Origin of the sequence: Acerihabitans sp. TG2, assembly GCF_035013185.1 — a bacterium.
Lineage (GTDB): Bacteria > Pseudomonadota > Gammaproteobacteria > Enterobacterales > Enterobacteriaceae > Acerihabitans.
Genome location: NZ_JAYGJO010000002.1, coordinates 166,020 through 191,836, shown reverse-complemented (window position 1 = coordinate 191,836; position 25,817 = coordinate 166,020). Strand labels below are relative to the sequence as shown.

General features: G+C 50.0%; 20 protein-coding genes, 1 tRNA gene, 2 other RNA genes and 1 pseudogene. 11 read left to right on the top strand and 13 right to left on the bottom strand.

The genetic code is table 11. The annotated features are described in order from the left end of the window. Positions 1-139 precede the first annotated feature (139 nt). Positions 140-889: a MipA/OmpV family protein gene (locus SJI19_RS02730; RefSeq protein WP_323476730.1), complete on the top strand. Its 750-nt coding sequence runs from the start codon at positions 140-142 to the stop codon at positions 887-889. 88 nt (positions 890-977) lie between these two features. Further along, the gene (locus SJI19_RS02725) at positions 978-1,832 is read left to right on the top strand and encodes an aldo/keto reductase (protein ID WP_323476729.1); all 855 of its coding nucleotides are present in this window, start codon (positions 978-980) and stop codon (positions 1,830-1,832) included. Between the two features lie 98 nt (positions 1,833-1,930). Here SJI19_RS02725 and SJI19_RS02720 read toward each other — a convergent pair whose 3' ends face one another. Further along, positions 1,931-2,803 (bottom strand): D-hexose-6-phosphate mutarotase, encoded by an 873-nt coding sequence (locus SJI19_RS02720; protein WP_323476728.1) that lies wholly within the window; start codon positions 2,801-2,803, stop codon positions 1,931-1,933. 214 nt (positions 2,804-3,017) lie between these two features. Then, on the bottom strand, positions 3,018-4,013 hold the full coding sequence (gapA, locus tag SJI19_RS02715) for a glyceraldehyde-3-phosphate dehydrogenase (RefSeq protein WP_323476727.1): 996 nt from the start codon (positions 4,011-4,013) through the stop codon (positions 3,018-3,020). Positions 4,014-4,363: 350 nt separating this feature from the next. On the opposite strand from gapA, the gene msrB reads away from it, so the two are divergent. Both msrB and SJI19_RS02705 read left to right on the top strand, forming a co-directional pair. After that, on the top strand, positions 4,364-4,777 hold the full coding sequence (msrB, locus tag SJI19_RS02710; protein WP_323476726.1) for a peptide-methionine (R)-S-oxide reductase MsrB: 414 nt from the start codon (positions 4,364-4,366) through the stop codon (positions 4,775-4,777). A gap of 97 nt (positions 4,778-4,874) precedes the next feature. Continuing rightward, positions 4,875-5,150 (top strand): YeaC family protein, encoded by a 276-nt coding sequence (locus tag SJI19_RS02705; RefSeq protein WP_323476725.1) that lies wholly within the window; start codon positions 4,875-4,877, stop codon positions 5,148-5,150. A 66-nt stretch (positions 5,151-5,216) separates the two neighbouring features. Here the strand turns inward: SJI19_RS02705 and pncA are convergent. From pncA to sppA, 3 genes and pseudogenes are all read right to left on the bottom strand, one after another. Next, a pseudogene (pncA, locus tag SJI19_RS02700) lies at positions 5,217-5,837 on the bottom strand (bifunctional nicotinamidase/pyrazinamidase); the annotation flags it as partial. Between the two features lie 13 nt (positions 5,838-5,850). Further along, entirely contained in the window at positions 5,851-6,912 is a 1,062-nt protein-coding gene (gene ansA, locus SJI19_RS02695) for an asparaginase (protein ID WP_323476723.1), read from the bottom strand. 143 nt (positions 6,913-7,055) lie between these two features. After that, positions 7,056-8,906 (bottom strand): signal peptide peptidase SppA, encoded by a 1,851-nt coding sequence (sppA, locus tag SJI19_RS02690; RefSeq protein WP_323476722.1) that lies wholly within the window; start codon positions 8,904-8,906, stop codon positions 7,056-7,058. 259 nt (positions 8,907-9,165) lie between these two features. On the opposite strand from sppA, the gene SJI19_RS02685 reads away from it, so the two are divergent. Next, the gene (locus tag SJI19_RS02685; RefSeq protein ID WP_323476721.1) at positions 9,166-9,717 is read left to right on the top strand and encodes an NAD(P)H nitroreductase; all 552 of its coding nucleotides are present in this window, start codon (positions 9,166-9,168) and stop codon (positions 9,715-9,717) included. A gap of 107 nt (positions 9,718-9,824) precedes the next feature. Continuing rightward, positions 9,825-11,774 (top strand): DNA topoisomerase III, encoded by a 1,950-nt coding sequence (locus tag SJI19_RS02680; protein ID WP_323476824.1) that lies wholly within the window; start codon positions 9,825-9,827, stop codon positions 11,772-11,774. A gap of 92 nt (positions 11,775-11,866) precedes the next feature. Here SJI19_RS02680 and xthA read toward each other — a convergent pair whose 3' ends face one another. The 6 genes from xthA to SJI19_RS02650 all read right to left on the bottom strand — a co-directional run bounded on the left by xthA (position 11,867) and on the right by SJI19_RS02650 (position 14,696). After that, a complete protein-coding gene (gene xthA, locus SJI19_RS02675) occupies positions 11,867-12,673 on the bottom strand; it encodes an exodeoxyribonuclease III (protein ID WP_323476720.1) in 807 nt (268 codons plus the stop codon). Positions 12,674-12,704: 31 nt separating this feature from the next. Further along, a non-coding RNA gene (locus SJI19_RS02670) (RtT sRNA) lies at positions 12,705-12,837 on the bottom strand. 43 nt (positions 12,838-12,880) lie between these two features. Then, positions 12,881-13,009, bottom strand: a non-coding RNA gene (locus SJI19_RS02665) — RtT sRNA. Between the two features lie 43 nt (positions 13,010-13,052). Continuing rightward, positions 13,053-13,137, bottom strand: a tRNA-Tyr gene (locus SJI19_RS02660). 176 nt (positions 13,138-13,313) lie between these two features. Then, on the bottom strand, positions 13,314-14,162 hold the full coding sequence (gene purU / locus SJI19_RS02655; RefSeq protein WP_323476719.1) for a formyltetrahydrofolate deformylase: 849 nt from the start codon (positions 14,160-14,162) through the stop codon (positions 13,314-13,316). Between the two features lie 69 nt (positions 14,163-14,231). After that, positions 14,232-14,696, bottom strand: coding sequence for a YchJ family protein (locus SJI19_RS02650; RefSeq protein ID WP_323476718.1), 465 nt, complete (start codon positions 14,694-14,696; stop codon positions 14,232-14,234). Positions 14,697-15,185: 489 nt separating this feature from the next. Here SJI19_RS02650 and rssB point away from each other — a divergent pair, with 489 nt between their 5' ends. The 4 genes from rssB (at position 15,186) to SJI19_RS02630 (ending at position 19,715) form a co-directional block, all read left to right on the top strand. Then, entirely contained in the window at positions 15,186-16,199 is a 1,014-nt protein-coding gene (gene rssB, locus SJI19_RS02645) for a two-component system response regulator RssB (protein WP_323476717.1), read from the top strand. 207 nt (positions 16,200-16,406) lie between these two features. Beyond that, positions 16,407-17,309: a UTP--glucose-1-phosphate uridylyltransferase GalU gene (gene galU / locus SJI19_RS02640; protein ID WP_323476716.1), complete on the top strand. Its 903-nt coding sequence runs from the start codon at positions 16,407-16,409 to the stop codon at positions 17,307-17,309. A gap of 46 nt (positions 17,310-17,355) precedes the next feature. Then, positions 17,356-18,699 carry a UDP-glucose/GDP-mannose dehydrogenase family protein gene (locus tag SJI19_RS02635; protein ID WP_323476715.1) on the top strand — a complete coding sequence of 448 codons (1,344 nt, stop codon included), beginning with the start codon at positions 17,356-17,358 and terminating at the stop codon, positions 18,697-18,699. A gap of 8 nt (positions 18,700-18,707) precedes the next feature. Beyond that, positions 18,708-19,715 carry an NAD-dependent epimerase gene (locus SJI19_RS02630; RefSeq protein ID WP_323476714.1) on the top strand — a complete coding sequence of 336 codons (1,008 nt, stop codon included), beginning with the start codon at positions 18,708-18,710 and terminating at the stop codon, positions 19,713-19,715. 265 nt (positions 19,716-19,980) lie between these two features. Here the strand turns inward: SJI19_RS02630 and hns are convergent, their stop codons facing one another. After that, entirely contained in the window at positions 19,981-20,388 is a 408-nt protein-coding gene (gene hns, locus SJI19_RS02625; RefSeq protein WP_323476713.1) for a histone-like nucleoid-structuring protein H-NS, read from the bottom strand. 567 nt (positions 20,389-20,955) lie between these two features. On the opposite strand from hns, the gene SJI19_RS02620 reads away from it, so the two are divergent. Continuing rightward, positions 20,956-21,576: a thymidine kinase gene (locus SJI19_RS02620; RefSeq protein WP_323476712.1), complete on the top strand. Its 621-nt coding sequence runs from the start codon at positions 20,956-20,958 to the stop codon at positions 21,574-21,576. Positions 21,577-22,064: 488 nt separating this feature from the next. Here SJI19_RS02620 and adhE read toward each other — a convergent pair whose 3' ends face one another. Further along, positions 22,065-24,791: a bifunctional acetaldehyde-CoA/alcohol dehydrogenase gene (gene adhE / locus SJI19_RS02615; protein ID WP_416347487.1), complete on the bottom strand. Its 2,727-nt coding sequence runs from the start codon at positions 24,789-24,791 to the stop codon at positions 22,065-22,067. Positions 24,792-25,817: the final 1,026 nt, after the last annotated feature.

Here is a 25,817-nt window from a genome sequence, read left to right as displayed (position 1 = left end):
TATATAGAATTAAGATATAATTTATATGTTTATTGTTTATTTCTGTAAATATTAGGCAGCCCGCTACTGTTTCCTTTACACTTCTTGTTTATATTTATGTAGTACACTCTTTTTTTTAACACTACAGGAAGCATCCATTGTGAAAACTCATACTTTTTCATTGCTCGGTATTGTACTGGCCTCCAGCCTTTGCGCACCGTTGGCTCTGGCTGGAAGTTGGTCACTGGGCGCTTCCGCGCTGCACGCGACCAGCCCATACAGAGGTGCTGACGATAAGACCTTACCCTTCCCCATAGTGAACTATGATGGGGATAGTGTCTATCTTCAGGGCCTGAGTGCCGGCTACTACCTATGGAAAGATCCGCAAAATCAACTGTCTTTAACGGCGGAATATTTACCTTTCGGTTTTAAACCCAGCTCCAATGATTATGGTGATATGAAACATCTGGATCGGCGTGATGGCACGGTGATGGCGGGTCTGCGTTATAAATACAGCGCTCAATGGGGTATCATCCGCACCGCTTTTCTGGGCGATATCCTAGATAATAGTAATGGTCTCACCGCCGATCTGGCTTATCTTTATCCGTTTAATCGCGATAAATTGACCATTTTGCCAGGCATTGGCGCCTCCTGGGCTAGCAGTAACCAGAATGATTATTATTATGGGGTTAGCCAAAGCGAATCCCGGCGCAGCGGAATAAAGGCCTATGACGCCGGTGACGGCTGGTCACCTTACGCCGAGCTTACGGCCATCTACGCGCTGAATGAAAATTGGAACGCCTCGTTGATGGCGCGCTATACCCGATTAAGTAGTGAGGTGAAGGATAGTCCTATGGTGGATGCAAAATCCACTACGCTTATCGGTGTAGGTATGACCTATAGCTTCTAAATAGAGCAGGGCATGCAACATTTTGGTGCACATCACTCTATTTGCACCAAAATTGACCGCCCGACAGTATGGCATGACAGGAGGAGGTATGTCGAAGAATCCGGTGCTGTTTCCTGATGGGCAGACTGTGCCCGCTATCGGTCAGGGTACGTGGTATATGGGCGAGCGAAATAGCGATGTTGTCAGCGAAGCCCGCGCATTGCGTCATGGTCTTGATTTGGGCTTATCGCTAATTGATACTGCGGAAATGTATGCAGATGGCGGGGCAGAAAAGGTGGTGGGCCAGGCGATTCATGGGCGGCGAGATGAGGTGTTCCTGGTCTCTAAGGTCTACCCACAAAACGCCGGTGGCCAAAAAGCGGCGGTGGCCTGTGAAAATAGTTTACGTCGTCTGCAAACTGACTATATCGATCTTTATTTATTGCACTGGCGTGGGGGTATTCCATTATCCGATACCATTGATGCCATGGAACAACTGCAGCGGGAGGGTAAAATCAAACGCTGGGGCGTGTCGAACCTTGATGTCGCGGATATGGAAGAGTTGTGGTCTTTACCGGGAGGTAGCGACTGCATGACCGATCAGGTGCTTTATCATTTGGCATCACGGGGTATTGAGTTTGATCTCCTACCCTGGTGCCAGCAGCGTTCTTTGCCAATAATGGCCTATTGTCCACTGGCGCAGGCCGGTAATTTGCGCAGCGGTTTACTGGACAACCAGTCGGTACGAGATATTGCCTATCAGTTGGGTATTACCGTGGCACAGGTGCTGTTAGCATGGGTTATCAGTCGGCCAGGCGTGATGGCTATCCCAAAAGCGACGAGTATTGATCATGTCACAGAGAATGCCGGCGCATTGGCAGTGACTCTGAGTGAAGCACAATTGCAAACGTTGGATAAGGCCTTTCCCGCGCCAGCGCGAAAAACACATCTGGATATTGTGTGATCCTTGTCTGACACCTGCAACTGGGCTAACACTGTTGGGTAAAACCTACGGGTGGGGCAGATTGACTGACTCACCCGTTTTAACCTAACCGCAAAAAATCAGGCTTTGCGAACGCTAAACCGGGTCGCCAATTTTGCAGGTGCTACATGTGACGCGTGCAGCGGTTTATTCACGCGCGCGGTTTCCACGCAAACATAGGTTTTATACCCATCATCAGCAACATCACTCATTTTACGCGCTAATTCGGCACCAGGATTCCAGGCTACCACGTCACTAAAATGCTGATGCTGGACTTCAATGATACGTTTATTCAGCCGGTCGTGGATCAGGCTGGTGCTGTCTGGGTGGGTGTAGATCCGATCCACTTCGCCGAGAAAGGTGACATCCCCATCTTGGCGCGCACTGACGCCGCCATTGACCTTGTCAACATAGCTGGTACCCAACCCGCCGACACTCACCTGAGCGATGTCGCCAATATTGAAATAGGTATGTAATGCGCTGGTGTTTTGGAAATCACCGTCGGCTTGCAGTTCGATGCTGCAGGTTTTACCCAACACAAATGTAACGCTTAAGGTAAACGGTTTCGGCCAGTATTGCTCGGTGACGGCGCTGTCGCTCAGCGTTAGCGTTAAGGTCGCTTGTTCGGCGTCTTCGTGGTGCGCGGTTAATTGCCACGGCAAAATACGCGCAAAACCATGGTTGGGACTGGCAATCTTTCCGAACCAGGGCCAGCAGATAGGCACGCCGCCACGGATGGCTACGCCATCTTTAAATTCGCTAATATCACTTAACCACAACACGGGTTGCTCGCCAGCAGGTTGCCAGGCTAATAAATGTGCCCCCTGTAGTGTAATGGCAGCTTTTACTTTGGGATGGTCGATAACGATAACCGGCAATTCATCCAGCTGGCGCAGGCTGATGGTGGCAGAGAGTTGCTCTTTAACCGGTAACGCAAAAAGAGAGTCGTGCATGGAGTGGACCTTCTTGGGTTAACATGCGAGTCAAATAAAAAGGGCGACATGACTGTCGCCCCTATAACCATAAGCCGTACACGCTATATTTTTTCCCACATTGCAACCGTGTTGACTACGTTCGTTCACCCGAATCACTTACCTGAGGCAACTCCGGGTTTGCTCACATGCCACCGTGGTGCAACGCAAAATCAAGAGGATATAGCGACGATAACTACTTGGCGATATGGGATATCAGATCCAATACTTTATTAGAGTAACCGGTTTCGTTATCATACCAAGCTACCAGTTTCACAAAATTCTTATTCAGTGAAACACCGGCTTTGGCATCGAATACGGAAGTCAGTTTTTCACCATTGAAATCGGTGGAAACTACGGCTTCATCGGTATAACCCATGACGCCCTTCAGTTCGCCTTCAGCTGCGGCTTTCATTGCCGCGCAGATTTCTTCGTACGTTGCGCTTTTTTCAATGCGCGCAGTCAGATCGACGACGGAAACGTTAGGGGTCGGAACGCGGAATGCCACACCGGTCAATTTACCATTCAGTTCTGGGATAACTTTACCCACAGCCTTGGCGGCGCCAGTTGAGGACGGAATGATATTCTGTGACGCGCCACGACCGCCGCGCCAGTCTTTATGAGACGGGCCGTCAACGGTTTTCTGAGTCGCAGTGGTAGCATGTACTGTCGTCATCAGTGCTTCAATGATACCGAACTTGTCATTCAGTACTTTAGCCAACGGCGCCAGGCAGTTGGTGGTACATGACGCATTGGAAACAATATCCTGACCATCATAAGACTTGTGGTTCACGCCCATAACAAACATTGGGGTGCTGTCTTTAGAAGGGCCAGTCAGAACGACTTTTTTGGCGCCGGCAGTGATGTGCTTACGCGCAGTTTCGTCGGTCAGGAAAAGACCCGTGGCTTCTGCAACCACGTCGACACCTACGTCACCCCATTTCAGGTTAGCCGGATCACGTTCTGAGGTGACACGGATGGTTTTACCGTTGACCACCAGGTGGCCATCTTTTACTTCCACGGTGCCGTTGAAACGACCGTGGGTCGAATCGTACTTAAGCATGTAAGCCATGTAATCAGCATCTAACAGGTCGTTGATCGCAACGATTTCAAGATCTTTACGTTCCTGCGCGGCACGGAAAACAATACGGCCGATACGGCCGAAACCGTTGATACCTACTTTGATAGTCATATATTCCACCAGCTATTTAATAGTGAATAAAAGGTTGCCTGTAAACTTACAAAAACCTCACGCAGCGTCAAGCGGAATCGTGTCAATTGTTGCTAAAAATCAAACCCAATCGCACCTTTTGAACGTTAATTGTTCATTCCGCTACCCGCACAGCTACGAATAAGATGGAGGCCTGAGCCCGCCGTGTAAACTGCACTTGGCAGCTAAGTGTGATGTGCGTCACACTTACCGCTCACGTTGTTTCTCGTCCCTTAGTTTATGCTAAAAATGGCTTCGACGTTGTTAATTATTTGTTATAATGCGATAGATCGAGCCTTATTCATTTTATTACCCGGCAGAGAATCGCACTTATGGCTAAAAATGATCCCACCCCGTTAATGCCTGATTCCTTAACCGACATGCAGCGCCACGTCACTCAGGAGAGGGGCACCGAACCGCCCTTTAGCGGTAAGTTACTGGAAAATAAGCGCACCGGCCAATACCATTGTCTTTGTTGCCATGCGCCGTTGTTTTTTTCTGAAACAAAATATGACTCAGGCTGCGGCTGGCCGAGTTTTTATCAACCAGTAGATGATAACGCCATCCGTTATTTGGACGATAACTCGCACGGTATGCAGCGGGTGGAGATTCGCTGTGCCCGGTGTGATGCGCATCTTGGCCATGTTTTTCCTGACGGTCCCCAACCTGGTGGTGCCCGTTATTGCGTTAACTCCGTCTCGTTGCGTTTCAAAGATCAGGATAACGGTGAGGAGATCGTTGGGTAATATCCCGGCACTGAGTGCCGTTCGCCCGGTTTTTTTGTGACGATAAAATTGCAAACTTAATCGATTCAGCTAATTATTCTTATGCAAGGAATTTTTCGTGGACGTTGATGGGCTAATGGCGAACGTAACGCCGGAAATTTACCAGCGGCTAAAAACGGCGGTAGAACTGGGTAAGTGGTTGGATGGTGTGGCTCTGACGGCCGAGCAACGCGATAACTGTCTGCAGGTGGTGATGTTATGGCAGGCGCGGCATAATCATCAACCGGAGCACATGAGCATTGGCACCGACGGTCGGGTGGTGATGAAAAGCAAACGTGAACTGTTAGATGAACTGCAGGGGAACGCGCCGCCGTTGGCGCGGTTTAAACCCTAACGTGTGTGCGGCACTATCAGCAAGGGGCGGCAGCAAGGGGCGGCAGCAAGGGGCGGCGCGTTGGCAAAATTCATCCAGGGTAACGGCCAACGCGCCCTGATTGCACATCTGTGCCATCGCCTGACTGCCGTCGGTAGGGGCGAGGTTAACGGCGCGACACCCGCTACTGATGACCTCAACGGTGTAACCCAGCGCTAAGGCGTCCAGCACGGTGAATTTCACGCAATAATCCGTCGCCAGGCCCATCACCACGAGCTCAGTGATATGACGTGCGCGTAGCCACTGGTCCAGTTCGGTGGTCCGACGGTGGCCGTTATCAAAAAAAGCGCTGTAACTGTCAACCTCTACCTGCTGTCCCTTATAAATGCGTTTGGTGATCCCTTGTTGGTTCAAGCGAGGGTGTAACCGTGCACCTTCGCTTTCTTGCACGCAATGTGCGGGCCACCATACTTGTGGCAAGCCGTCCAGGATTCCGGTGCCGCCAACCTCATGTCCCGCGTTGATGGCAAAACTGCCGTGATTGCCTGGATGCCAGTCCAGAGTCGCGACAACGGGTATATTCGCCTGTTGGCAGTATGCCAAGGCCTGATTCGCCACATCGATAACATCGTCGCCGGCCGGAACGGCCAGTGCGCCGCCGCGGCAGAAATCATTCTGTAAATCTATCAGCAATAGTGCTTTGCTCATGGCAGCCTCTGGATTAATCGTTAGCGGTTAACTCACCACGTAAGTCCTGTTGCATTAGCTGGCGTATATCCTGCGTGCTCAACGCTGGTTGCAGCCGTGACGGAGGTAACTCGGGCGGGTAGGTCATTTGCTGACTGAGTAAAAAGTGCAGTTTGGTCAGGCTGGCTTCTACCGTCATATCAAAGCCGCTAATGACGCCGGCCTGCGCCAAAGCGTTGCCGGTGGCATAGCCCCCCATATTGACCCGGCCGGAAAAACATTGCGTTAGGTTGACTACCACGCTGCCGCGATCCACCGCTTGGCGCAATTCATTGAGTAATGCCGGATGCTGTGGGCCGTTGCCCACTCCGTAGGAACGTAAAATTAGCGCTTTGACCGGCTGGCGCAGAAAATTGCCCACCACGTCGGCGGAAATGCCGGGATAGAGCGTAACGACCCCCACCGGCTGTGGTGTTATCGGATGGACGATCAGTTGAGCACCAACCGGTTGGGGCCGCTCAGCCGCCAGCCGACGAATATGGATCCCGGCTTCAAGCAACGGCGGCAGGTTGGGGGAGGCAAAGGCATCGAAACCATCGGCGTGCGCCTTGGTTGAACGGTTGCCACGAAACATTTTATTATTAAAAAACAGTGTGACTTCGTTGATCGGATAATTGGCGGCCAGATACAGCGCGTTAAGTAAATTGGTTTGCCCGTCTGAACGAAGCTCCTCCAGGGGGATCTGTGACCCTGTCACTATTACCGGTTTATTCAGATTTTCCAGCATAAACGACAGCGCCGAGGCGGTGAACGCCATGGTATCTGTGCCGTGTAGTATGACAAACCCATCGTAGCGGTGGTAGTTTTGCGCGATGTCCTGGGCAATATTCTGCCAATCGACCGGGCTCATATCGGAGGAGTCAATTAGCGGCACAGACTCATGCACGGTAAAGTCAGGCATTTCGTCGCGGTAAAACTCAGGCATTAGCGCCAGTTGGCGCTGCAAATGTCCCGATACAGGAATATAGCCATTTTCGGACCGTTGCATACCGATAGTGCCGCCGGTATAGGCCACATAAATAGATTTTTTAGACATGTCTGAGATAAGGGGTTAACGGGGCAATGCGGTAATTATACGGCTAAACGGTAATAAAACCAGCGTGGCCTTGGTGCTGCAGGTAATAAGGCGCCCGAGAGCGCCTGGAGAGAATAAGGGGCCGGCGAACCGAACCCTATTGGTTATTGTACGTCACCGCAGGAAAGACAGTAAGCGTAGCGATTTTGTGGATCGGTAAGATGTGCGAAAAATACAGGTTGGGCATTAAACAGCGCATTAACCTGGCTGGTGGGTACCGGCAGGAAGGCTTGAATCATGGCCGGCAGATGGGCATAGATCGATACGCTGGCTTGCGACAAGATAAGATCGATCAAGCTCGGTTCCTCAATATACCAATTCAGATGAAATTGCTGCAGTTTGGCCAGCTCAGCAGCCTTGGCTACCGCATCATCGAAATCGCCCAGTTGGTCGACCAGGCCGTTGGTTTTTGCATCTGTACCTGCCCAGACGTGGCCTTGAGCAATTTTATCCACCTCTTCGGGGGTTTTATTGCGTGCTTTGCCGACCAGGGTAATAAAGTTTTTATAACCGTTCTCAATATTAAGCTGCATCATCTGCGAGAACTCTGGCGGCAACGCTTTGGTCGCTGACAAATCGGCCAGCGGCGAGGTAGCCACCCCGTCGGTGTGAACGCCGATGCTGGCCAGGGTATTCTCGAAGGTATTGACGACACCGAAAATCCCTATCGAGCCGGTCAGCGTGCTGGGACTGGCGATGATATAGTTGGCCGGCGTAGATATCCAATAACCGCCGGAAGCGGCCATTCCGCCCATAGAGACCACCACCGGCTTGCCTGCCTTACGTGCCGCTTCGAGCTCGGAGCGAATCATCTCGGAGGCACTGACGCTGCCGCCGGGACTGTTTACCCGCAAGATGATCGCTTTGACATTCGGATCAAGACGGGCATCGCGAATTTGACCTGTGGTGGTATCGCTGCCGACTGATCCCGGGGTCTCTGGACCGTCGATGATCGCGCCATTAGCAAAAATCACCGCAATTTCGCCGCCTTTTTGTGGCTCCGGCGTCATGCGGTAATCATAGATACTCACCGCGTTAAACGCTTTTTTCTGTTTGTTCCAGCCAAACGCTTTGATCAGGTCGCTTTCAATGCTAAAACGCGAGGCAATGGTGTCTACCCATTTATTTTTCAGGGCGAACTGTGCGGTATCGCCATCGACTGAACGCAGGTCGGCGAGCATGGTTTGCGCACCAGGGAACAGTTGCTGGGGGGTGATCTGACGATTAGCGGCTACGGTATTGAGATAATTTTGCCATAGAACGCCGACCCAACGTGAGTCCGCGTCGCGGGCATCGGGTGACATATCATCACGCATGAAGGGCTCAACGGCGGATTTATAGGTACCGACGCGGAAGATGTGCGTGCTGACTTTCAACTTGTCCAGCAACGACTTGTAGTAAAGGCTGTTGGTCGCGAGGCCATGCAGATCCACGGCACCCTGCGGCGTTAGGTAGATTTTATTGGCAAAGCTGGCCAGGTAATATTGTGCCTGATTATAACTGTCGCCAATGGCATAAATAGGCTTGCCGCTATCGCGAAATTCCCGCAGTGCTTTGCCGATATATTGCAGCGATACCTGATCGGCCCCGACAAAATCCTTCAGTGAAAGCACCAACCCGGTAATGTTTTTATCGGTTTTAGCCTGGCGCAGCATATCCACCAAATCAAATAAGGCGTTTTCCTGCAGTCGATTACTGGATGCACCCAGCAATTCTCGGCCTATCTGACTTAACTTGTTCTTAACCGAAGGCTTTTCAACCACCACGCCGGCAAGGTCGACCAACAGCGCACCTTTATCAGGCTCAGGTGATGAACGATGGGTTTGTAGATAAACGCCCACGCACACGACAATGATAAAAATCAGAAACAGATTTAGAATGAATTCGCGGATGAAATTCAACAAACGCCAGCACCACTTGAACGGGCCGGATATTATTCGCCACAATGTGCGCATGTGCTCTCCATAAAAACTACGTTTGCAGGAATCATAATGTAAAATCTTACCGGACGCATTTAACATCAACGCCGGGAGGGTTAATTTTTAGTGATAAGACCTATCTGACAGCAAAGACAGGTATCCTAAAGATCCCCTCGGCAAAAGTCAGCACTAAAGATAATAAAAGTATCGACAAAAAAACGTCATACTGTTTCCTGCGAATGGCCTCGCATGGGGGCAGCGAGTCACCGACAGCCTACATTTCAGGAGTAAAATAATGGATGCATTAGAACTATTGTTACATCGCCGTTCCGCCAAAAGGCTCATTGAACCCGCGCCCTCAGGGGAAATTCTGGACAATATTATCCGTGCCGGGATGCGGGCACCCGATCACGGTACACTTCAGCCTTGGCGGTTTGTGATCATTGAAGGGGAGGGGCTTGCACGTTTTAGCAAATTACTGCATCAGTCGGCGCTCATTGTTGGAATGGACGAGAAAGGTGTGGAAAAAGCCGTGCAGGCACCGTTTCGTGCGCCGCTGATTATCGCGGTGCTGGCGTGGTGCGATACCCAGACTAACGTGCCCCATTGGGAGCAGGTGGTTTCGGCCGGGTGCGCAGTACAGGCAATGCAAATGGCGGCATTGGCCCAGGGGTTCAATGGCATCTGGCGCACCGGCCTTTGGGCGACTCAGCCTGAGGTGAAACAGGCTTTTGGCTGTCGCGATCACGATGAAATTGTCGGTTTCCTCTACCTGGGCACCCCGCAGCTAAAAGCGTCCAGCGCGCAGATCCCACCGGCGATCGAGCCGTTTGTCCGCCATTTTTAACCAGGTTGCCATCGGCCCGCGTGGCCTGACGCGGACAACGATGGTATTCTACTGCCCGCAGATAAAGACATGACAAGACGTCAAAGGGTGAAATGTGATGGTGCATGATGCAGCTTTTTATCGCTGAAAAACCCAGCCTGGCGCGGGCCATTGCCGATGTTCTACCTCAACCCCATCGCCGTGGCGACGGGTTTATTGCCTGTGGGCCGGATCATATGGTGACCTGGTGTATTGGTCATCTGCTCGAGCAGGCACAACCGGATGCCTACGATGGGCGATACGCGCGCTGGTCGCTGGCAGACTTACCGATAGTACCGGATAAATGGCAACTACAACCGCGTCCCTCGGTGCTTAAGCAGTTAAACGTGGTGAAAAGATTGTTGGCTGAAGCCACTGAAGTCATTCATGCCGGTGACCCCGACCGTGAAGGACAATTGCTGGTGGATGAGGTGCTGGATTATTTGGCGCTGTCCGGCGATAAACGGCGCAATGCCAAGCGTTGCCTGGTGAACGATCTAAATCCTCAGGCGGTGAGTAAGGCGATCTCGCGCCTGCGCGAAAACCGCGAATTTATCCCGCTGTGCGTATCCGCATTGGCCCGTGCGCGGGCTGATTGGCTCTATGGTATTAATATGACCCGCGCCTATACGTTGCTTGGGCGCAACGCGGGTTATCAGGGGGTGTTGTCCGTAGGGCGCGTACAAACGCCAGTGCTGGGTTTGGTGGTCAAGCGCGATGAAGACATCGAGAACTTCGTTCCGAAAACCTATTTCGAGGTGAAAGCCCATATTCTGACCCCGGCGCAGGAGCGCTTTGTGGCGTTATGGGTGCCCAGCGATGCCTGCGAATCTTATCAGGATGAAGAAGGTCGACTGCTGCATCGCCCGCTGGCGGAGCATGTGGTGACCCGGATTGCCGGTCAACCGGCATGGGTTGCTGCCTATCAGGATAAGCAGGATCCGGAAATCCCACCGTTGCCTTTTTCCTTATCCACGCTGCAAATCGAAGCGGCTAAGCGTTATGGGCTTAGCGCTCAACAGGTGCTAGACGTTTGCCAACGCCTGTACGAGACTCACAAGCTGATTACCTATCCACGTTCCGATTGTCGCTATTTGCCAGAAGAGCATTTTGCCGGCCGACAGGCAGTGCTAAACGCGATTACGGCACACCAGCCGGGGCTGATGGAACAGGCCACCCTTAATCCTACCCAGAAAAATCGTTGCTGGGATGATAAGAAGGTTGATGCACATCATGCCATCATCCCCACCGCCCGCGCCGGTAAAATCTCGTTAACCGAGAACGAACAGCGGGTTTATGCCCTGGTGGCGCGGCAATATCTGATGCAGTTTTGCGCTGACGCAGTATTTCGCCGCTGCGTGATCAACGTGGATATTGCTGGCGGCAAGTTTGTCGCCAAGGCGCGGTTTTTAGCCGAAGCGGGCTGGCGCACGTTGTTGGGCGGTAAGGAACGTGATGAAGAAAATGATGGTACGCCGCTGCCCGTGGTGGCTAAAGGTGACCAGTTGTTATGTGAGTCCGGTGAAGTTGTTTCCCGTGAAACCCAACCGCCCAGGCCGTTTAACGATGCGACGCTGCTGTCAGCCATGACCGGTATTGCGCGGTTTGTTCAGGATAAGGAATTGAAAAAAATCCTGCGGGCCACCGACGGTTTGGGAACTGAAGCAACCCGTGCTGGAATTATTGAATTGTTGTTTAACCGTGGTTTTTTATTCAAAAAAGGTCGGAATATTCTTTCTAGCCCAACTGGACGTGGTCTGATCCACGCATTGCCGCAGAGTGCCGCCAGCCCTGACATGACCGCCCATTGGGAAGCGACCTTAACCAAAATCAGTGAAAAACAGTGCCGTTATGAGGATTTTATGCAACCGTTGACCCAAACGTTGCATGGTCTGATTATCCAGGCCCGCCAGCAACCGTCGCCTCCTTCGCTGCGAGGACTTCCTGCGGCCATACGTTCGTCGGGCGGCAAGACTGCCAGCGCTAAATCGACGCGGTCGACACCGAAAAAATCACGCAAACCTGCGGCAAAGCCATAATAGTGACAATGTCACCATTATGGCGGCTACCTCCTGAACCGGACTGACTTACAGCAGTCGATTCATTGGCCAGCCCCAGGCCAGTCTCTGGATTACAGCGTAAAATCAGCCCAAATGGGCGCATGGTCTGACGGTTTTTCCATGGCGCGGATGTCATAATCGATGCCAACGGCAGCACAAGCCTCGGCCAGTGGTTTGGAGGCTAGTAGCAAGTCGATGCGCAGACCCCGGTTTTCATCGAACCCACGTGAGCGGTAGTCAAACCATGAGAAGCGGTCGGCGCTATCGGGATACTGTTGACGGAAGGTATCAATTAATCCCCAATCTTGTAACCGGGCAAGCCATTGCCGTTCTTCGGGCAAAAAGGAACACTTGCCGGTGCGTAACCAGCGCTTACGGTTTTCCTCCCCGATACCGATATCCAAATCGGTGGGGCTGATATTGATATCACCCATAATCAACAGCAGTGATTGGGCATGGTGATTTTGTTCTACGTAGTGCTGCAGATCCTGATAAAACCGTTGTTTGGCCGGAAATTTTATGGGGTGATCGCGACTTTCCCCTTGAGGGAAATAGCCATTCACTACCGTGAGGATCCCCTGTGGTGTGGTGAAATCCGCCATAATGATTCGGCGCTGGGCGTCAAGTTCATCGGTGACGAAACCCTTACGGATGGCCAATGGCGCCTCGCGGCTAAGTAGCGCTACGCCGTAGTGGCCTTTTTGCCCATGATAATAAACGTGATAACCATACTTGCTAACATCCTCAAGCGGGAACATGTCATCGTGGACTTTGGTTTCCTGCAGGCCGATAACATCGGGCTGATGTTGCTCGATTATCGCTGCCAATTGATGTGGTCTGGCACGCAGGCCATTGATGTTAAAGGAGACAAACTTCATTATGCACGCCATCGAAAAGAAGGTTGAATGATGGTAGCAGAAAAAGGCGTGCTTTCAAATGCATCGGCTCGAACCTTGGTGGGCCGATGCAACGCATCGTTGTCTCGCTACGCTCGGCTCGAACCTTGGTCGAAGGTTCTCATCCTCCCCCTAATGGGAAGTCTGTTAATTTGGTGGTGTTGATAAGGCGGGTGTGACTCTGTGAAATGGTGGTGGGGGAAGGATAATTCGTCACTGCGTTCCTCACCCTGCGGGCCGATGCAATGCATCGTTGTCTCGCTACGCTCGGCTCGAACCTTGGTCGAAGGTTCTCATCCTCCCCCTAATGGGAAGTCTGTTAATTTGGTGGCGTTGATAAGGCGGGTGTGACTCTGTGAAATGGTGGTGGGGGAAGGATTCGAACCTTCGAAGTCAGTGACGGCAGATTTACAGTCTGCTCCCTTTGGCCGCTCGGGAACCCCACCAGGGGTATCGGTATTATCGCGTTAAGCGGGGCGCATCATATCAAATAAAGGCACAGTGTAAAGAGTAAATATCTCTATAATGATTCACTTGCCGGTTTTTTCAACATAAGGCGGCAAAAGCCGCCATTGTGAAACTGTTGCCCACGTAAAAGTTCGTGGGCAGCGTCATTTACATGCTAGAGAATAATGGTGCGGTTGCCATAGACAAATACCCGCTGTGCCAATACGCGGTATAACGCCCGGCTCAAAACATTTTTTTCCACATCACGGCCGGCACGCATCATATCTTCCGCAGTATAAGTGTGGTCCACGTTAATGACATCCTGGCTAATAATCGGCCCTTCATCAAGATTGTCATTAACGTAATGTGCCGTGGCGCCGATGATCTTGACGCCGCGTTCGTAAGCCTGATGATAAGGGCGGGCGCCAATAAAGGCGGGGAGGAACGAATGGTGGATATTGATAAGCTTATTGGGATAACGGCGGACAAATGTCGGCGTTAACACGCGCATATACTTTGCCAACACCACATAATCCGGTGCATAGGTATCAATTGTCTCCGCCATGTGCTCGTCATGTTCCTCGCGGCTAAAGCCTTCATGGCTGACCAAATGAAACGGAATCGCGAAACGCTCGACCAGGGTACGCAGCGTATCATGATTACCAATAACGGCAGCGATATCCACGTCCAGACCGCCGTAGGCGCTTTTCATCAACAGATCACCCAGACAATGCGCCTCTTTGGTCACCAGAACCACGATTCGCCGCCGGCCGGCATATTTCAACTCTCGAATCGTGCCCTGAGGCAATACCCGATCGAGGTCGTCCAGCAGACGTTGATCATCAAACACCCCTTCGAGCTCGGTACGCATAAAAAAACGCCCGCTGCGGTGATCAACATATTCATTATTTTGCACGATATTCAAATTGTGACTGAAACAAATGCTGGTGATTTGTGCAATCAAACCCTTCTCGTCCGGGCAAATAGTACGTAATATTTTTCGTTGGATATTTTGCGACTGCATTAACGTGCCAATCCTGTACATACTGAACTAATGATAAAAGGTTGTGGAATGCCGAGCACATATTTCGGTTTAGCCGCCACAGCACTTTTTGAATTTTTTACCCGAACCGCAGGGGCAGGGGTCATTTCTAGCGGGCAACTTATGCACACCGTCCACATAATACCAGCGTTCAGCCATTCGGACAAAGCGGGAGCGCTCATGAATAAAACCCGGCTGCTGTTTTGCTTCATCATAAAACCGAGCAATAAACTCCACATAGCCTTCATCGGATTGCTTAACCTCTGTCGTGTGCAAAATAGCCAGTCCAAGCCACTGCGTAGTGGCGAAATTTGCGGAAATTTCACTACGCCACTGGGCCGCCTTGCAGTCCGGATACCAGGTGGCAATCAGGTAATCCACATTTTGCAGTACAAAGGCGGTATAACGTGAACGCATTAATTCGACGGGCCGCTCCGGTTGCCGAGTTCCGGCTATCAGCGGAGCGCAGCAGTGCTGGAAATCTACACCGCTTTGGCAAGGACACAAATTTTCCACATAACCTCGGTTGATGGTGGTGTCTGTTGGGTGTGGGATCGAGGGGGTTTATCCCGAGATATAAAAACGATAATTAGGATTTTTCGCACCACAATCTGGCAAAAATGCTGAGATTTTTTAGCGCCTAACTCGGGGTAAGTCTAAGCAAAAACGTAATACTTTTGAACCACTAATGATACGAAATTTCAATGAAATGGCTATTTAACCTTGTAAAGCTGCCGACAAAGCTCCATCATTTTGCCCCGATATGATGCTTTTTTACCTAATGGCGACTAGGCTCCTTAGTAAAGTAGCATCATTTTAACGCTGTCGTCGACGCTCTCCGGGGGGGTTAAAAAGGTTATCAGGGGGCGTTAGATACGTCACAAGGTAAAAGGTGGAACATACGGATAAAAGTATAGTAGGCAACACTCGTAACCCCTGACATTTCTTAAAGTAAATGTGGTATGGCTGAGCCACGGCGAAGCTGATCGCGGCAAGGGGTCTTTAATGGCGAATCCGTTAGTAAACAAACAAATTTTGATTGTGGAGGACGAGGCTGTATTTCGGTCCGTACTATCTGAATTTCTGACGTCGCTGGGAGCACTGGTGCATCAAGTCAACCACGGACGCGAGGCGCTCAACTTGTTGCCATCCATCCGTCCTGATCTGGTGATATGTGATTTGGAAATGGGGGAAATGGACGGGTTGACCTTCGTGGAACGTTTTCGCGCGGTGGATGCTGCGACACCGGTGCTGGTGGTTTCCGGTACCGATCAAATGACAGATATCGCGAAAGTTTTGCGTCTTGGGGTTCAGGATGTGTTGCTCAAACCAGTGGATGACTTTGTTCGCCTACGCGAAACGGTGCTCGCGTGCCTTTACCCCGATATGTTCACCTCGCAGGTGGATGAAGAGGAACAGCTATTTCAGGACTGGGACGCACTTAGCCAGCATCCTGGGGCTGCGGCTAAACTGCTTAAGCAACTCCAGCCACCGGTCCAACAATATATAGCCCGTTGCCGAGTAAATTATCGGCAATTAACCGTGGCTGAACAGCCGGGCATGGTCTTGGATATTGCTGCACTTTCAGAGCATGATTTGGCCTTTTATTGTCTGGATGTCACCCGCGCCGAGGAAAATGGGGTACTGGCGGCCCTGCTGTTACGTGCATTATTTAACGGTTTGCTACAGGCGCATATGGCTAATAGAGCACATAAGTTGCCTGAGTTGTCTACGCTGCTTAAGCAGGTGAACCAATTATTGCGCAAAGCCAATCTTGACGGCCAATTTCCTTTGCTGGTGGGATATTATCACCGTGGCTTGAATAACTTGATTCTGGTATCGGCGGGACTGAATGCGACGCTGAACGCCAATAACCAACAAATACAGTTAAATAGCGGCGTACCGCTAGGCACCATGAACAGTGCTTATCTTAACCAGGTGAGCCTGAATTGCACTGCCTGGCAATGTCAGGTCTGGGGCGCGGGCGGTAAGTTAAGATTAATGCTGTCCGCTGAATAATTCACCACCGGTTGCCCTTACAGCCGGTTACTGCTTATTTGAACCAGCAAGTTATTAATTTTTAAACCATTCCAATATGGGTAATTGTCCTAAATTCTCATCAAACCCCTCCTTTCATTGAGCACCTTTTTGGTAAGCTGGTATACTTGATAGGTTTGAAATTAAATAATTAAATTTATTATTTTGATGATAGAAGAGAGGTGGTTGATGTCTACTAATAATACCAAAGTTACAAAAGCCGTAATACCGGTTGCGGGATTGGGAACGCGAATGCTGCCGGCAACCAAAGCTATTCCTAAAGAGATGCTTCCATTGGTAGATAAGCCGCTGATTCAGTACGTTGTTAACGAGTGTATCGCCGCAGGTATTAACGAAATCATCCTGGTTACTCATTCATCCAAAAACTCGATTGAAAACCACTTCGATACCAGTTTTGAACTGGAAGCTATGCTGGAAAAACGCGTTAAGCGCCAGCTATTGGCCGAAATCCAAGCCATCTGTCCGCCTCATGTCACCATTATGCAGGTTCGCCAGGGGTTGGCTAAAGGTCTGGGCCATGCGGTGATGTGCGCACATCCGCTGGTGGGTGACGAACCCGTGGCCGTTATACTGCCTGACGTTATTATCGATGAATATGAATCTAATCTGAAAACCGAGAACCTTAGCGAAATGCTGGCCCGTTTTTCTCAGACCGGCCGTAGCCAAATCATGGTTGAACCCGTTGATGACGTCACCAATTATGGCGTAGTGGATATTCAGGGCCGTGAACTGCAACCGGGTGAGAGTGCACCCATGGTGAATGTGGTGGAAAAACCAGCGGCCGATGAAGCACCGTCTAACCTGTCGGTGGTAGGGCGTTACGTGTTGTCAGCCGATATTTGGCCGCTATTGGAAAAAACGCCTCCCGGAGCGGGTAACGAAATCCAACTTACCGACGCCATCGCGTTATTGATGGAAAAGGAAACGGTGGAAGCCTACCACCTCAAAGGCCTTAGCCATGACTGCGGTAACAAACTGGGTTATATGGAAGCCTTTGTTGAATATGGTATGCGACATGAAACGTTGGGCGAAGAATTTACCCAATGGCTTAAAGAAACCATCGTAGAGTAACGATTTTACATATTTTCAGAGTTAATTTTCAACCGGGAATTTCAACATGAAAGTGACTGTATTTGGTATTGGATATGTGGGTTTAGTACAAGCCGCAGTGTTGGCGGAAGTGGGTCACGACGTTCTTTGCGTCGACGTAGATGAACGTAAGGTGGAAAACCTAAAAAACGGTAATATCCCAATTTACGAACCGGGTCTTACGCCACTGGTCCAGCAAAACTATGAATCTGGCCGCCTGCAATTTACCACGGATGCCAAGGCCGGTGTGGATCACGGTGTTATGCAGTTTATCGCCGTGGGTACCCCCCCCGATGAAGATGGCTCGGCCGATCTGAAATATGTTACAGCGGTGGCTCGTACTATTGCTCAATATATGACCGACCATAAGGTGGTATTGGATAAATCCACCGTACCTGTAGGCACGGCGGAAAAAGTTCGTTCGGTCATGCAAGAAACACTGAATGGCCGCGATAGCACGCTGACCTTCGATGTGGTTTCCAATCCGGAATTTTTAAAAGAAGGGGCGGCGGTAGCGGACTGTATGCGTCCAGAACGCATTGTGGTGGGTACCGACAATGATGACGTTGTTGATCTGTTGCGCGAACTGTACGAGCCCTTTAACCGCAATCATGACCGCATGATCCTAATGGATATCCGCAGTGCGGAATTAACCAAATATGCCGCGAACTGTATGCTGGCCACCAAGATCAGCTTTATGAACGAGATCTCTAACCTGGCAGAATTGCTGGGTGCGGATATTGAGAAGGTTCGTCAGGGGATCGGTTCGGATTCGCGTATTGGTTATAGCTTTATCTACCCCGGTTGCGGTTATGGTGGTTCCTGCTTTCCGAAGGATGTCCAGGCGCTGATTCGGACTTCCGAACACATCGGATATCAACCGAAACTGTTGCAGGCAGTGGAAGATGTTAACTATCAGCAAAAAGATAAACTGCCGCAATTTATCAAGCGTCATTTCGGTGAAGATTTACAGGGGAAAACCTTTGCCCTCTGGGGACTGTCGTTCAAACCTAATACCGATGACATGCGTGAAGCTTCCAGCCGAGTGCTGATGGAAGCGTTATGGCAAGCTGGCGCACGGGTGCAGGCGTTTGATCCCGAGGCAATGGATGAAACCCAGCGAATTTATGGTGACAGGAGCGACCTGGCGTTAATGGGGACCAAAGAAGCTGCGCTTCGTGGTGCTGATGCGCTGGTCATTTGTACCGAATGGCAAAATTTCCGCGCGCCGGATTTTGATACCATCAAGTCAGCCCTGAAACAACCCGTTATATTTGATGGCCGTAATCTTTATGATCCAGAGCGTGTAGCATCACGAGGATTTGTTTATTACGGCATTGGACGCGGTGCATCTCTCACGTCATATAAGTAAGAGGCAGCATGAAATTTTTGGTAACCGGCGCAGCTGGGTTTATTGGTTATCATGCCAGCGAGCGTTTACTCGCTGGTGGTCATGAGGTTGTGGGTATCGACAACCTCAACGACTATTATGACGTTAATATCAAGCTTTCACGTCTTAATCGTTTACGCGATAACCATGCGTTTCAATTTATCAAGTTGGATTTAGCCGATCGACCGGGTATCGCCGAGCTTTTTTCTCAAGGTCAATTCCAGCGGGTCATCCATTTAGGCGCACAAGCCGGGGTGCGCTATTCGTTGCAAAATCCTTTGGCATATGCAGATTCTAACCTGATTGGTCATCTGAATATCCTAGAAGGGTGCCGACATCACCAGGTGGAACATCTTCTTTACGCTTCATCTAGCTCAGTATATGGCCTAAATCGCAAACTGCCATTCTCGGCGGATGATGCTGTTGACCACCCGATTTCATTATATGCGGCCACCAAAAAAGCCAATGAGTTAATGTCTCACACTTATTCACACCTTTATCAACTTCCTACTACTGGGTTACGCTTTTTTACGGTTTACGGACCCTGGGGCCGGCCGGACATGGCTTTGTTTAAATTCACGCAAGCAATGCTAGCCGGACGTGATATTGATGTTTATAACCGTGGAGATATGTGCCGAGACTTTACCTATATTGATGATATAGCCGAAGCGATTTTCCGTTTGCAAGAGGTGATACCTCAAATCGATAGCCGTTGGACGGTGGAAACCGGTTCTCCCGCCTCCAGTTCTGCACCCTATTGCGTATATAATATAGGCAATGGCCAACCGATGAAATTGATGCAATACATCCAGGCGTTGGAAAATGCATTGGGTATTAAGGCAAAAATGAATTTAATGCCGATGCAGCCGGGTGATGTGAGGGAAACCAGTGCGGATACCGAGCCTTTGTATCGAGCCACCGGGTTTAAACCGCATACGTCGGTAATCGAAGGTGTCAAAAATTTTGTCAATTGGTATCGTGATTATTACCAACAATGAATCAATGCAACAATGTTTTTGGTCGTTGGATAACAACGGGAAGAGGTGGCTATAGTGCCGCCTTTTTTGATCCTGCGGATATGATTCGATATTGTAGCCAATAACTTTTGGGCGGGGAGGTTTTTCGGCGCGATACCTGTCGTAAGGTCAATGGATAATTTTTCTGCTCATAATTTACACATAATGTGATTTGTTGTCGTTTTTGAACGCAAAAAAAACACCCGCTGAGTATTCAAACGGGTATTTAGAATAGTGATATATTGGATTACAGCAAGAAATCGTCCAGCGTTTTGCCTTCATCTTCAATCGATTTTTTGATGACAGCTGGGGTACGGCCTTGGCCGGTCCACGTTTTACTTTCACCATTCTCATCGATGTACTGGTATTTAGCCGGACGAGCTGCACGTTTCGTTTTACCAGTTGCTTTAGCAGCGCTCATGGTTTGCAGCAATTCATTCGGATCGATACCATCAGCAATCAGCATTTCACGATATTGCTGTAATTTGCGGGTGCGTTCTTCGATTTCAGCCTGTACTTGACTGTCTTCCTCACGGCGTTCGTTGACAACGACTTCAAGTTTCTCCAGCATTTCTTCCAGAGTTTCAAGAGTACATTCTCTAGCTTGCGCACGCAGAGTTCGGATGTTGTTAAGAATTTTAAGTGCTTCGCTCATTGTCCTAATCTCGAATAATATAAATGGGGCGTCGAGGTAATAATAGAGCGGTAGTTTCTTTTCTGCAATAGCTAGTTTGTAAGTTAAGTGAAAAATAATCTTTTTTTTAAACCGCATCGCGGTGGTAAAGGTAAATATAAGGAACATTCAGGCTAATGACAAATTGATTCGTGTTGTGGGGATTTCCAGCGCCAGAGCGGGCGGCAGCACATATTGCACCTACCGTTTCATTATGAGGCATGTTTATATCGGTTGAAAAACGCGGGTTTATAACATTCTGATTAAACGCGGGCGGCAAAAAGACAGTTAGTGACCTGTTGCACATACCGACGGAAGGTAACAAATCACTAGCCAGTGAATGGTAAACAGGCATAGAAATGATTCAGTAAAATTACTGAGATTTTATTCGACCTTAGCGGGTCTACATTATTAACCTTGTGACCGCTGCGTGCCTGGCCTAACCGGGTGGGGCCGCCGCTGCGTGATACCGGTCCCGTGCGTTAAACATTATGATACACTTACGGCAATATTTATTATCCTGATGGTTTCTGCCGGAGTGATGGGTTGATGGCTCAACTATATTTTTATTATTCTGCAATGAACGCGGGTAAATCCACCGCACTACTTCAGTCTTCGTATAATTACCAGGAGCGCGGCATGCGCACTCTGGTATTTACCGCTGATATAGATAATCGCGATGGTCACGGGCTGATCAGTTCGCGCATTGGTCTTTCCTCCCCGGCGCAGCTTTATCACACCGATACCGACATGATGGCCATTATCAGCCAAGAGCACCAGCAGCAACCGTTGCATTGTGTGCTGGTAGACGAAAGCCAGTTTTTAACCCGCGAACAGGTAAATGGACTTTGCGAGGTGGTTGATCAATTGGAAATCCCGGTACTTTGTTATGGATTAAGAACGGATTTTCGCGGGGAATTATTTCCCGGCAGCCTATTTCTTTTGGCCTGGGCGGATAAATTAATTGAATTAAAAACCATTTGCTACTGCGGGCGCAAGGCCAATCGGGTGCTGCGCTTGGACGATATGGGTAAACCCATACATGATGGGCAACAGGTGTTTATTGGTGGCGACGATCGCTACGTCTCGGTATGCCGCAAACACTACACCCTAGCACTACGACAAGAGATCCCCGTACCGGGGTATATACACCTGACACCGTCGAGGTGATGGTTTCGGTGGTCGGGTTGACCCTCAGTCTCAGTGGCACCATTCACAACAACCAGCTTGGCACCGTTACCCGATTGTGGTTCTAACCACGTCGTTAAGCTGGCTATCGGCGCCGTGACGGCCTTTGTTGACCTTACCCTATCAACACACAGCCTCTCGGTTGCCAATGTGCCACTGAGGGTTGTGTGCCACCATTAAGATGATGGGCTTGCGTTTGATGGACGTTGTTTCCGTCTGGCCATGGGGCTGGTCGACTGGTGGATGCCGCAGCGCCATAAGTCCATCGGTGCTGGGAACTGATAAGGACGTGCAGGGGTAAAAACGAAGCAGATTCTAGCTCGGCTCAACGGCCCTGTGTGGCGTTGGGTTCGCGGACCATCACACAGTGCCAGCCAAACGAAAAAAGCCCCCTGCGGGGCTTTTAGGCGTCCCCCCACAAGGGCGGGGAATCTCAGTGGATCCGGCCAAGCCGGATCCACTGAGATTAATCAGCTAATGACTTTCTTACCTTTTTTGTCGGTTTTTTCGACCTTGGCTTCGTGCGTGGTCGTTTTGCTATTGCCTAACGGTGCCGCAGCAAGCGATGCCGCTACGACATTTTCAAAGGGCTCAACGAACTTGCGTCCATAATAGGTATCCAACAGGATTTGCTTGAGCTCGGCAATCAGCGGATAGCGCGGGTTAGCGCCGGTACATTGGTCATCAAACGCATCTTCAGACAGTTTATCCACCTTGGCCAGGAAATCGGCTTCCAGCACACCGGCTTCGCGAATTGAAGCAGGAATCCCCAAATCGGCTTTGATTTCATCCAGCCAGGTCAGTAGATTCTCAATCTTCTGCGCGGTGCGATCGCCCGGCTTGCTCAGTCCCAAATGATCGGCTACTTCAGCGTAGCGACGACGCGCCTGCGGACGGTCATACTGACTGAACGCGGCCTGCTTGGTCGGGTTGTCGTTGGCGTTATAACGGATCACGTTGGAGATAAGCATGGCATTGGCCAGACCATGGGGAATATGGAACTCAGAGCCCAATTTATGGGCCATAGAGTGACATACACCCAGGAAGGCGTTGGCAAATGCAATGCCGGCGATGGTGGCGGCATTATGTACGCGTTCACGGGCAACCGGATTTTTGCTGCCTTCGTGATAGCTTGCTGGCAGGAACTCTTTTAGCAGCTTAATTGCCTGCAGCGCCTGACCGTCTGAGAACTCGGTGGCCATAATGGACACATAGGCTTCCAGGGCGTGGGTCACCGCATCCAGTCCGCCAAAGGCGCACAGAGATTTAGGCATATTCATCACCAGGTTGGCATCGACAATCGCCATATCCGGCACCAGAGCATAATCGGCTAACGGATATTTCTGGCCGGTTGCGTCATCGGTCACCACGGCAAACGGCGTGACTTCCGAGCCGGTACCCGAGGTCGTAGTTACCGCGATCAGCCGGGCTTTGACACCCATTTTCGGGAACTTGTAGATACGCTTGCGGATATCCATAAAGCGCAAGGCCAGTTCTTCAAACGGAGTGCCTGGATGTTCGTACATCACCCACATGATTTTGGCCGCATCCATCGGTGAACCGCCGCCCAGAGCAATGATCACGTCCGGTTTAAAGGAGACCATCTGTTCAGCCCCTTTGCGCACGATGCTCAGGGTCGGATCCGCTTCCACTTCAAAGAATACTTCGGTTTCGACGCCCTGATTTTTCAGCACTGAGGTGATCTGGTCGGCATAACCGTTGTTGAACAAATAACGGTCGGTGACGATGAACGCGCGTTTGGCTCCGTCGCTGACCACTTCATCAAGCGCGATAGGTAATGAACCACGACGGAAATAGATGGATCTAGGAAGCTTATGCCACATCATATTTTCAGCTCGCTTAGCCACGGTTTTTTTGTTGATCAGATGCTTGACCCCGACGTTCTCGGAAATCGAGTTACCGCCCCATGAACCGCAACCCAGCGTCAGTGACGGCGCCAGTTTGAAGTTGTATAGATCGCCGATGCCGCCTTGGGATGCTGGGGTGTTGATCAAAATACGCGCGGTTTTCATCTTATCGCCGAAGAAATTCACGCGTTCCGGTTGATTGTCCTGATCGGTATACAGGCAGGAGGTATGGCCGATACCGCCCATCTCTACCAGTTTTTCCGCTTTGGTCACGGCGTCTTCAAAGTCTTTGGCGCGATACATGGCCAGCATAGGGGAGAGTTTTTCGTGGGCAAAAGGCTCAGAATCATCCACCAGCGTCACTTCACCGATCAGCACCTTGGTATTACCGGGTACCTTAATTCCGGCCATGTCGGCGATTTTAGCTGCCGGTTGACCCACGATAGCGGCGTTAAGTGCGCCATTTTTGAGGATGATCCCCTGAACCGCTTTGAGTTCGTCCCCGTGCAGCATATAACCGCCATGGCTGGAGAAGCGTTCGCGCACGGCGTCATAGATCTGATCGACAACAATAACCGACTGCTCGGAGGCGCAGATCACGCCGTTATCGAAGGTTTTTGACATCAATATTGAGGCGACAACCCGTTTGATATCGGCGGTTTCATCCACCACTACCGGGGTGTTGCCGGCACCGACGCCAATGGCGGGTTTGCCGGAGCTATAGGCGGCTTTCACCATGCCTGGCCCGCCGGTAGCGAGGATCAGATTGACTAGCGGATGATGCATCAACTGGTTCGACAGTTCGACGGTTGGCTCGTCAATCCAGCCGATAATATCTTTCGGTGCACCCGCGGCAACGGCGGCCTTAAGCACGATTTCTGCCGCGCGATTGGTGGCGTTTTTAGCGCGTGGGTGAGGGGAAAAAATAATGCCGTTACGGGTTTTCAAGCAGATAAGCGCTTTGAAAATCGCCGTAGATGTAGGGTTGGTGGTCGGGACGATACCGCAGATAATACCGATAGGTTCGGCAATGGTGATGGTACCGAAGGTGTCATCCTGGCACAGGATGCCGCAGGTCTTTTCATCTTTATAGGCATTGTAGATATATTCGGAAGCGAAGTGATTCTTGATCACTTTGTCTTCCACAATACCCATGCCGGATTCTGCCACAGCCAGTTTAGCCAGGGGAATACGGGCATCGGCCGCTGCCAGAGCGGCGGCACGGAAAATCTTGTCCACCTGCTCCTGGGTAAAATTGGCGTATTCGCGCTGAGCTTTTTTCACGCGTTCTACCAAAGTGTTAAGTTCAGCGACATTAGTAACAGCCATAATGCTCTCCTAATTAATGTTAAAATTTGGGTTAAATTGTTAAACTCTTTAAGTCAAAAGTCTATGCGCCTAAATATAAGTATAAGACGCATTTTATACTAGGTAGTCTATCTGCCTAATGGAAAATAGGCATAGGCACAAAAGGCTATTGACTTAACGAGTCTAAATAACACACTAAGGCAACATTTTTATAACAAAAACCACACTTGAATTCGCTGCCCCGCGCGATAATGACCGAAATAGTAAAGTGTATTGCGGGAAATAATCGTGATATAAATCACAAAATATTGATGCTGACTCCATTCAGCATGCAAGAGTTAGCTGAAATGTTACAACTATTCCATTACAACGTTAAACGATGAAATGTTGGGATAAATCGAAAAACAATATTTTGACAATTTGTTTTCAAATAAACGTAAGTTGTTTACTTCGCCACGGGACAGGGCTGGGGATTGATTGCCAGCTGACGTGTTGACGTATATAGGCACAAAACGCGAGCAAAAACAGCATATGCATTATAGGTTCACGCCACCCTGTGATCTTCGCAGGTTCTTACAATCGTAATAACACGTTTGCTAGCAAGTGTATAAATATTCTGCTATCCACCCGGACGGTAATGCTCCGTTGAGTGTATATAAAGCATAGCTTGCACCAATCTGAACAACATGCACCTTTTTGTGTCACCTTTTTTTTTCAGTGGTTGATATCGTTAGGCAACCTTTTCCTTATCAAATAAAGAATAAATCAATAATAGATTCATGGAGATAAGCTAACGATGAAAAATCAATCCGTTTTTTTTTATCACTATTCTACAAAGGGTCTTGTCACCATTGGCTACAGATGTTATTAGTGTTTGCAGATCAATCATTAGGGATTTATCCTCTTTACAGACGATATTTAACCTTATGTTTTTTATGTAACAAACTATTAATTAATGATTTTTTAAGGCTGATATTCTTTGTTTTCACTATGACGGAAAATGACTTATTAAAGGGCCTGCGTCCCATTACCCTCTCCCATTTACCG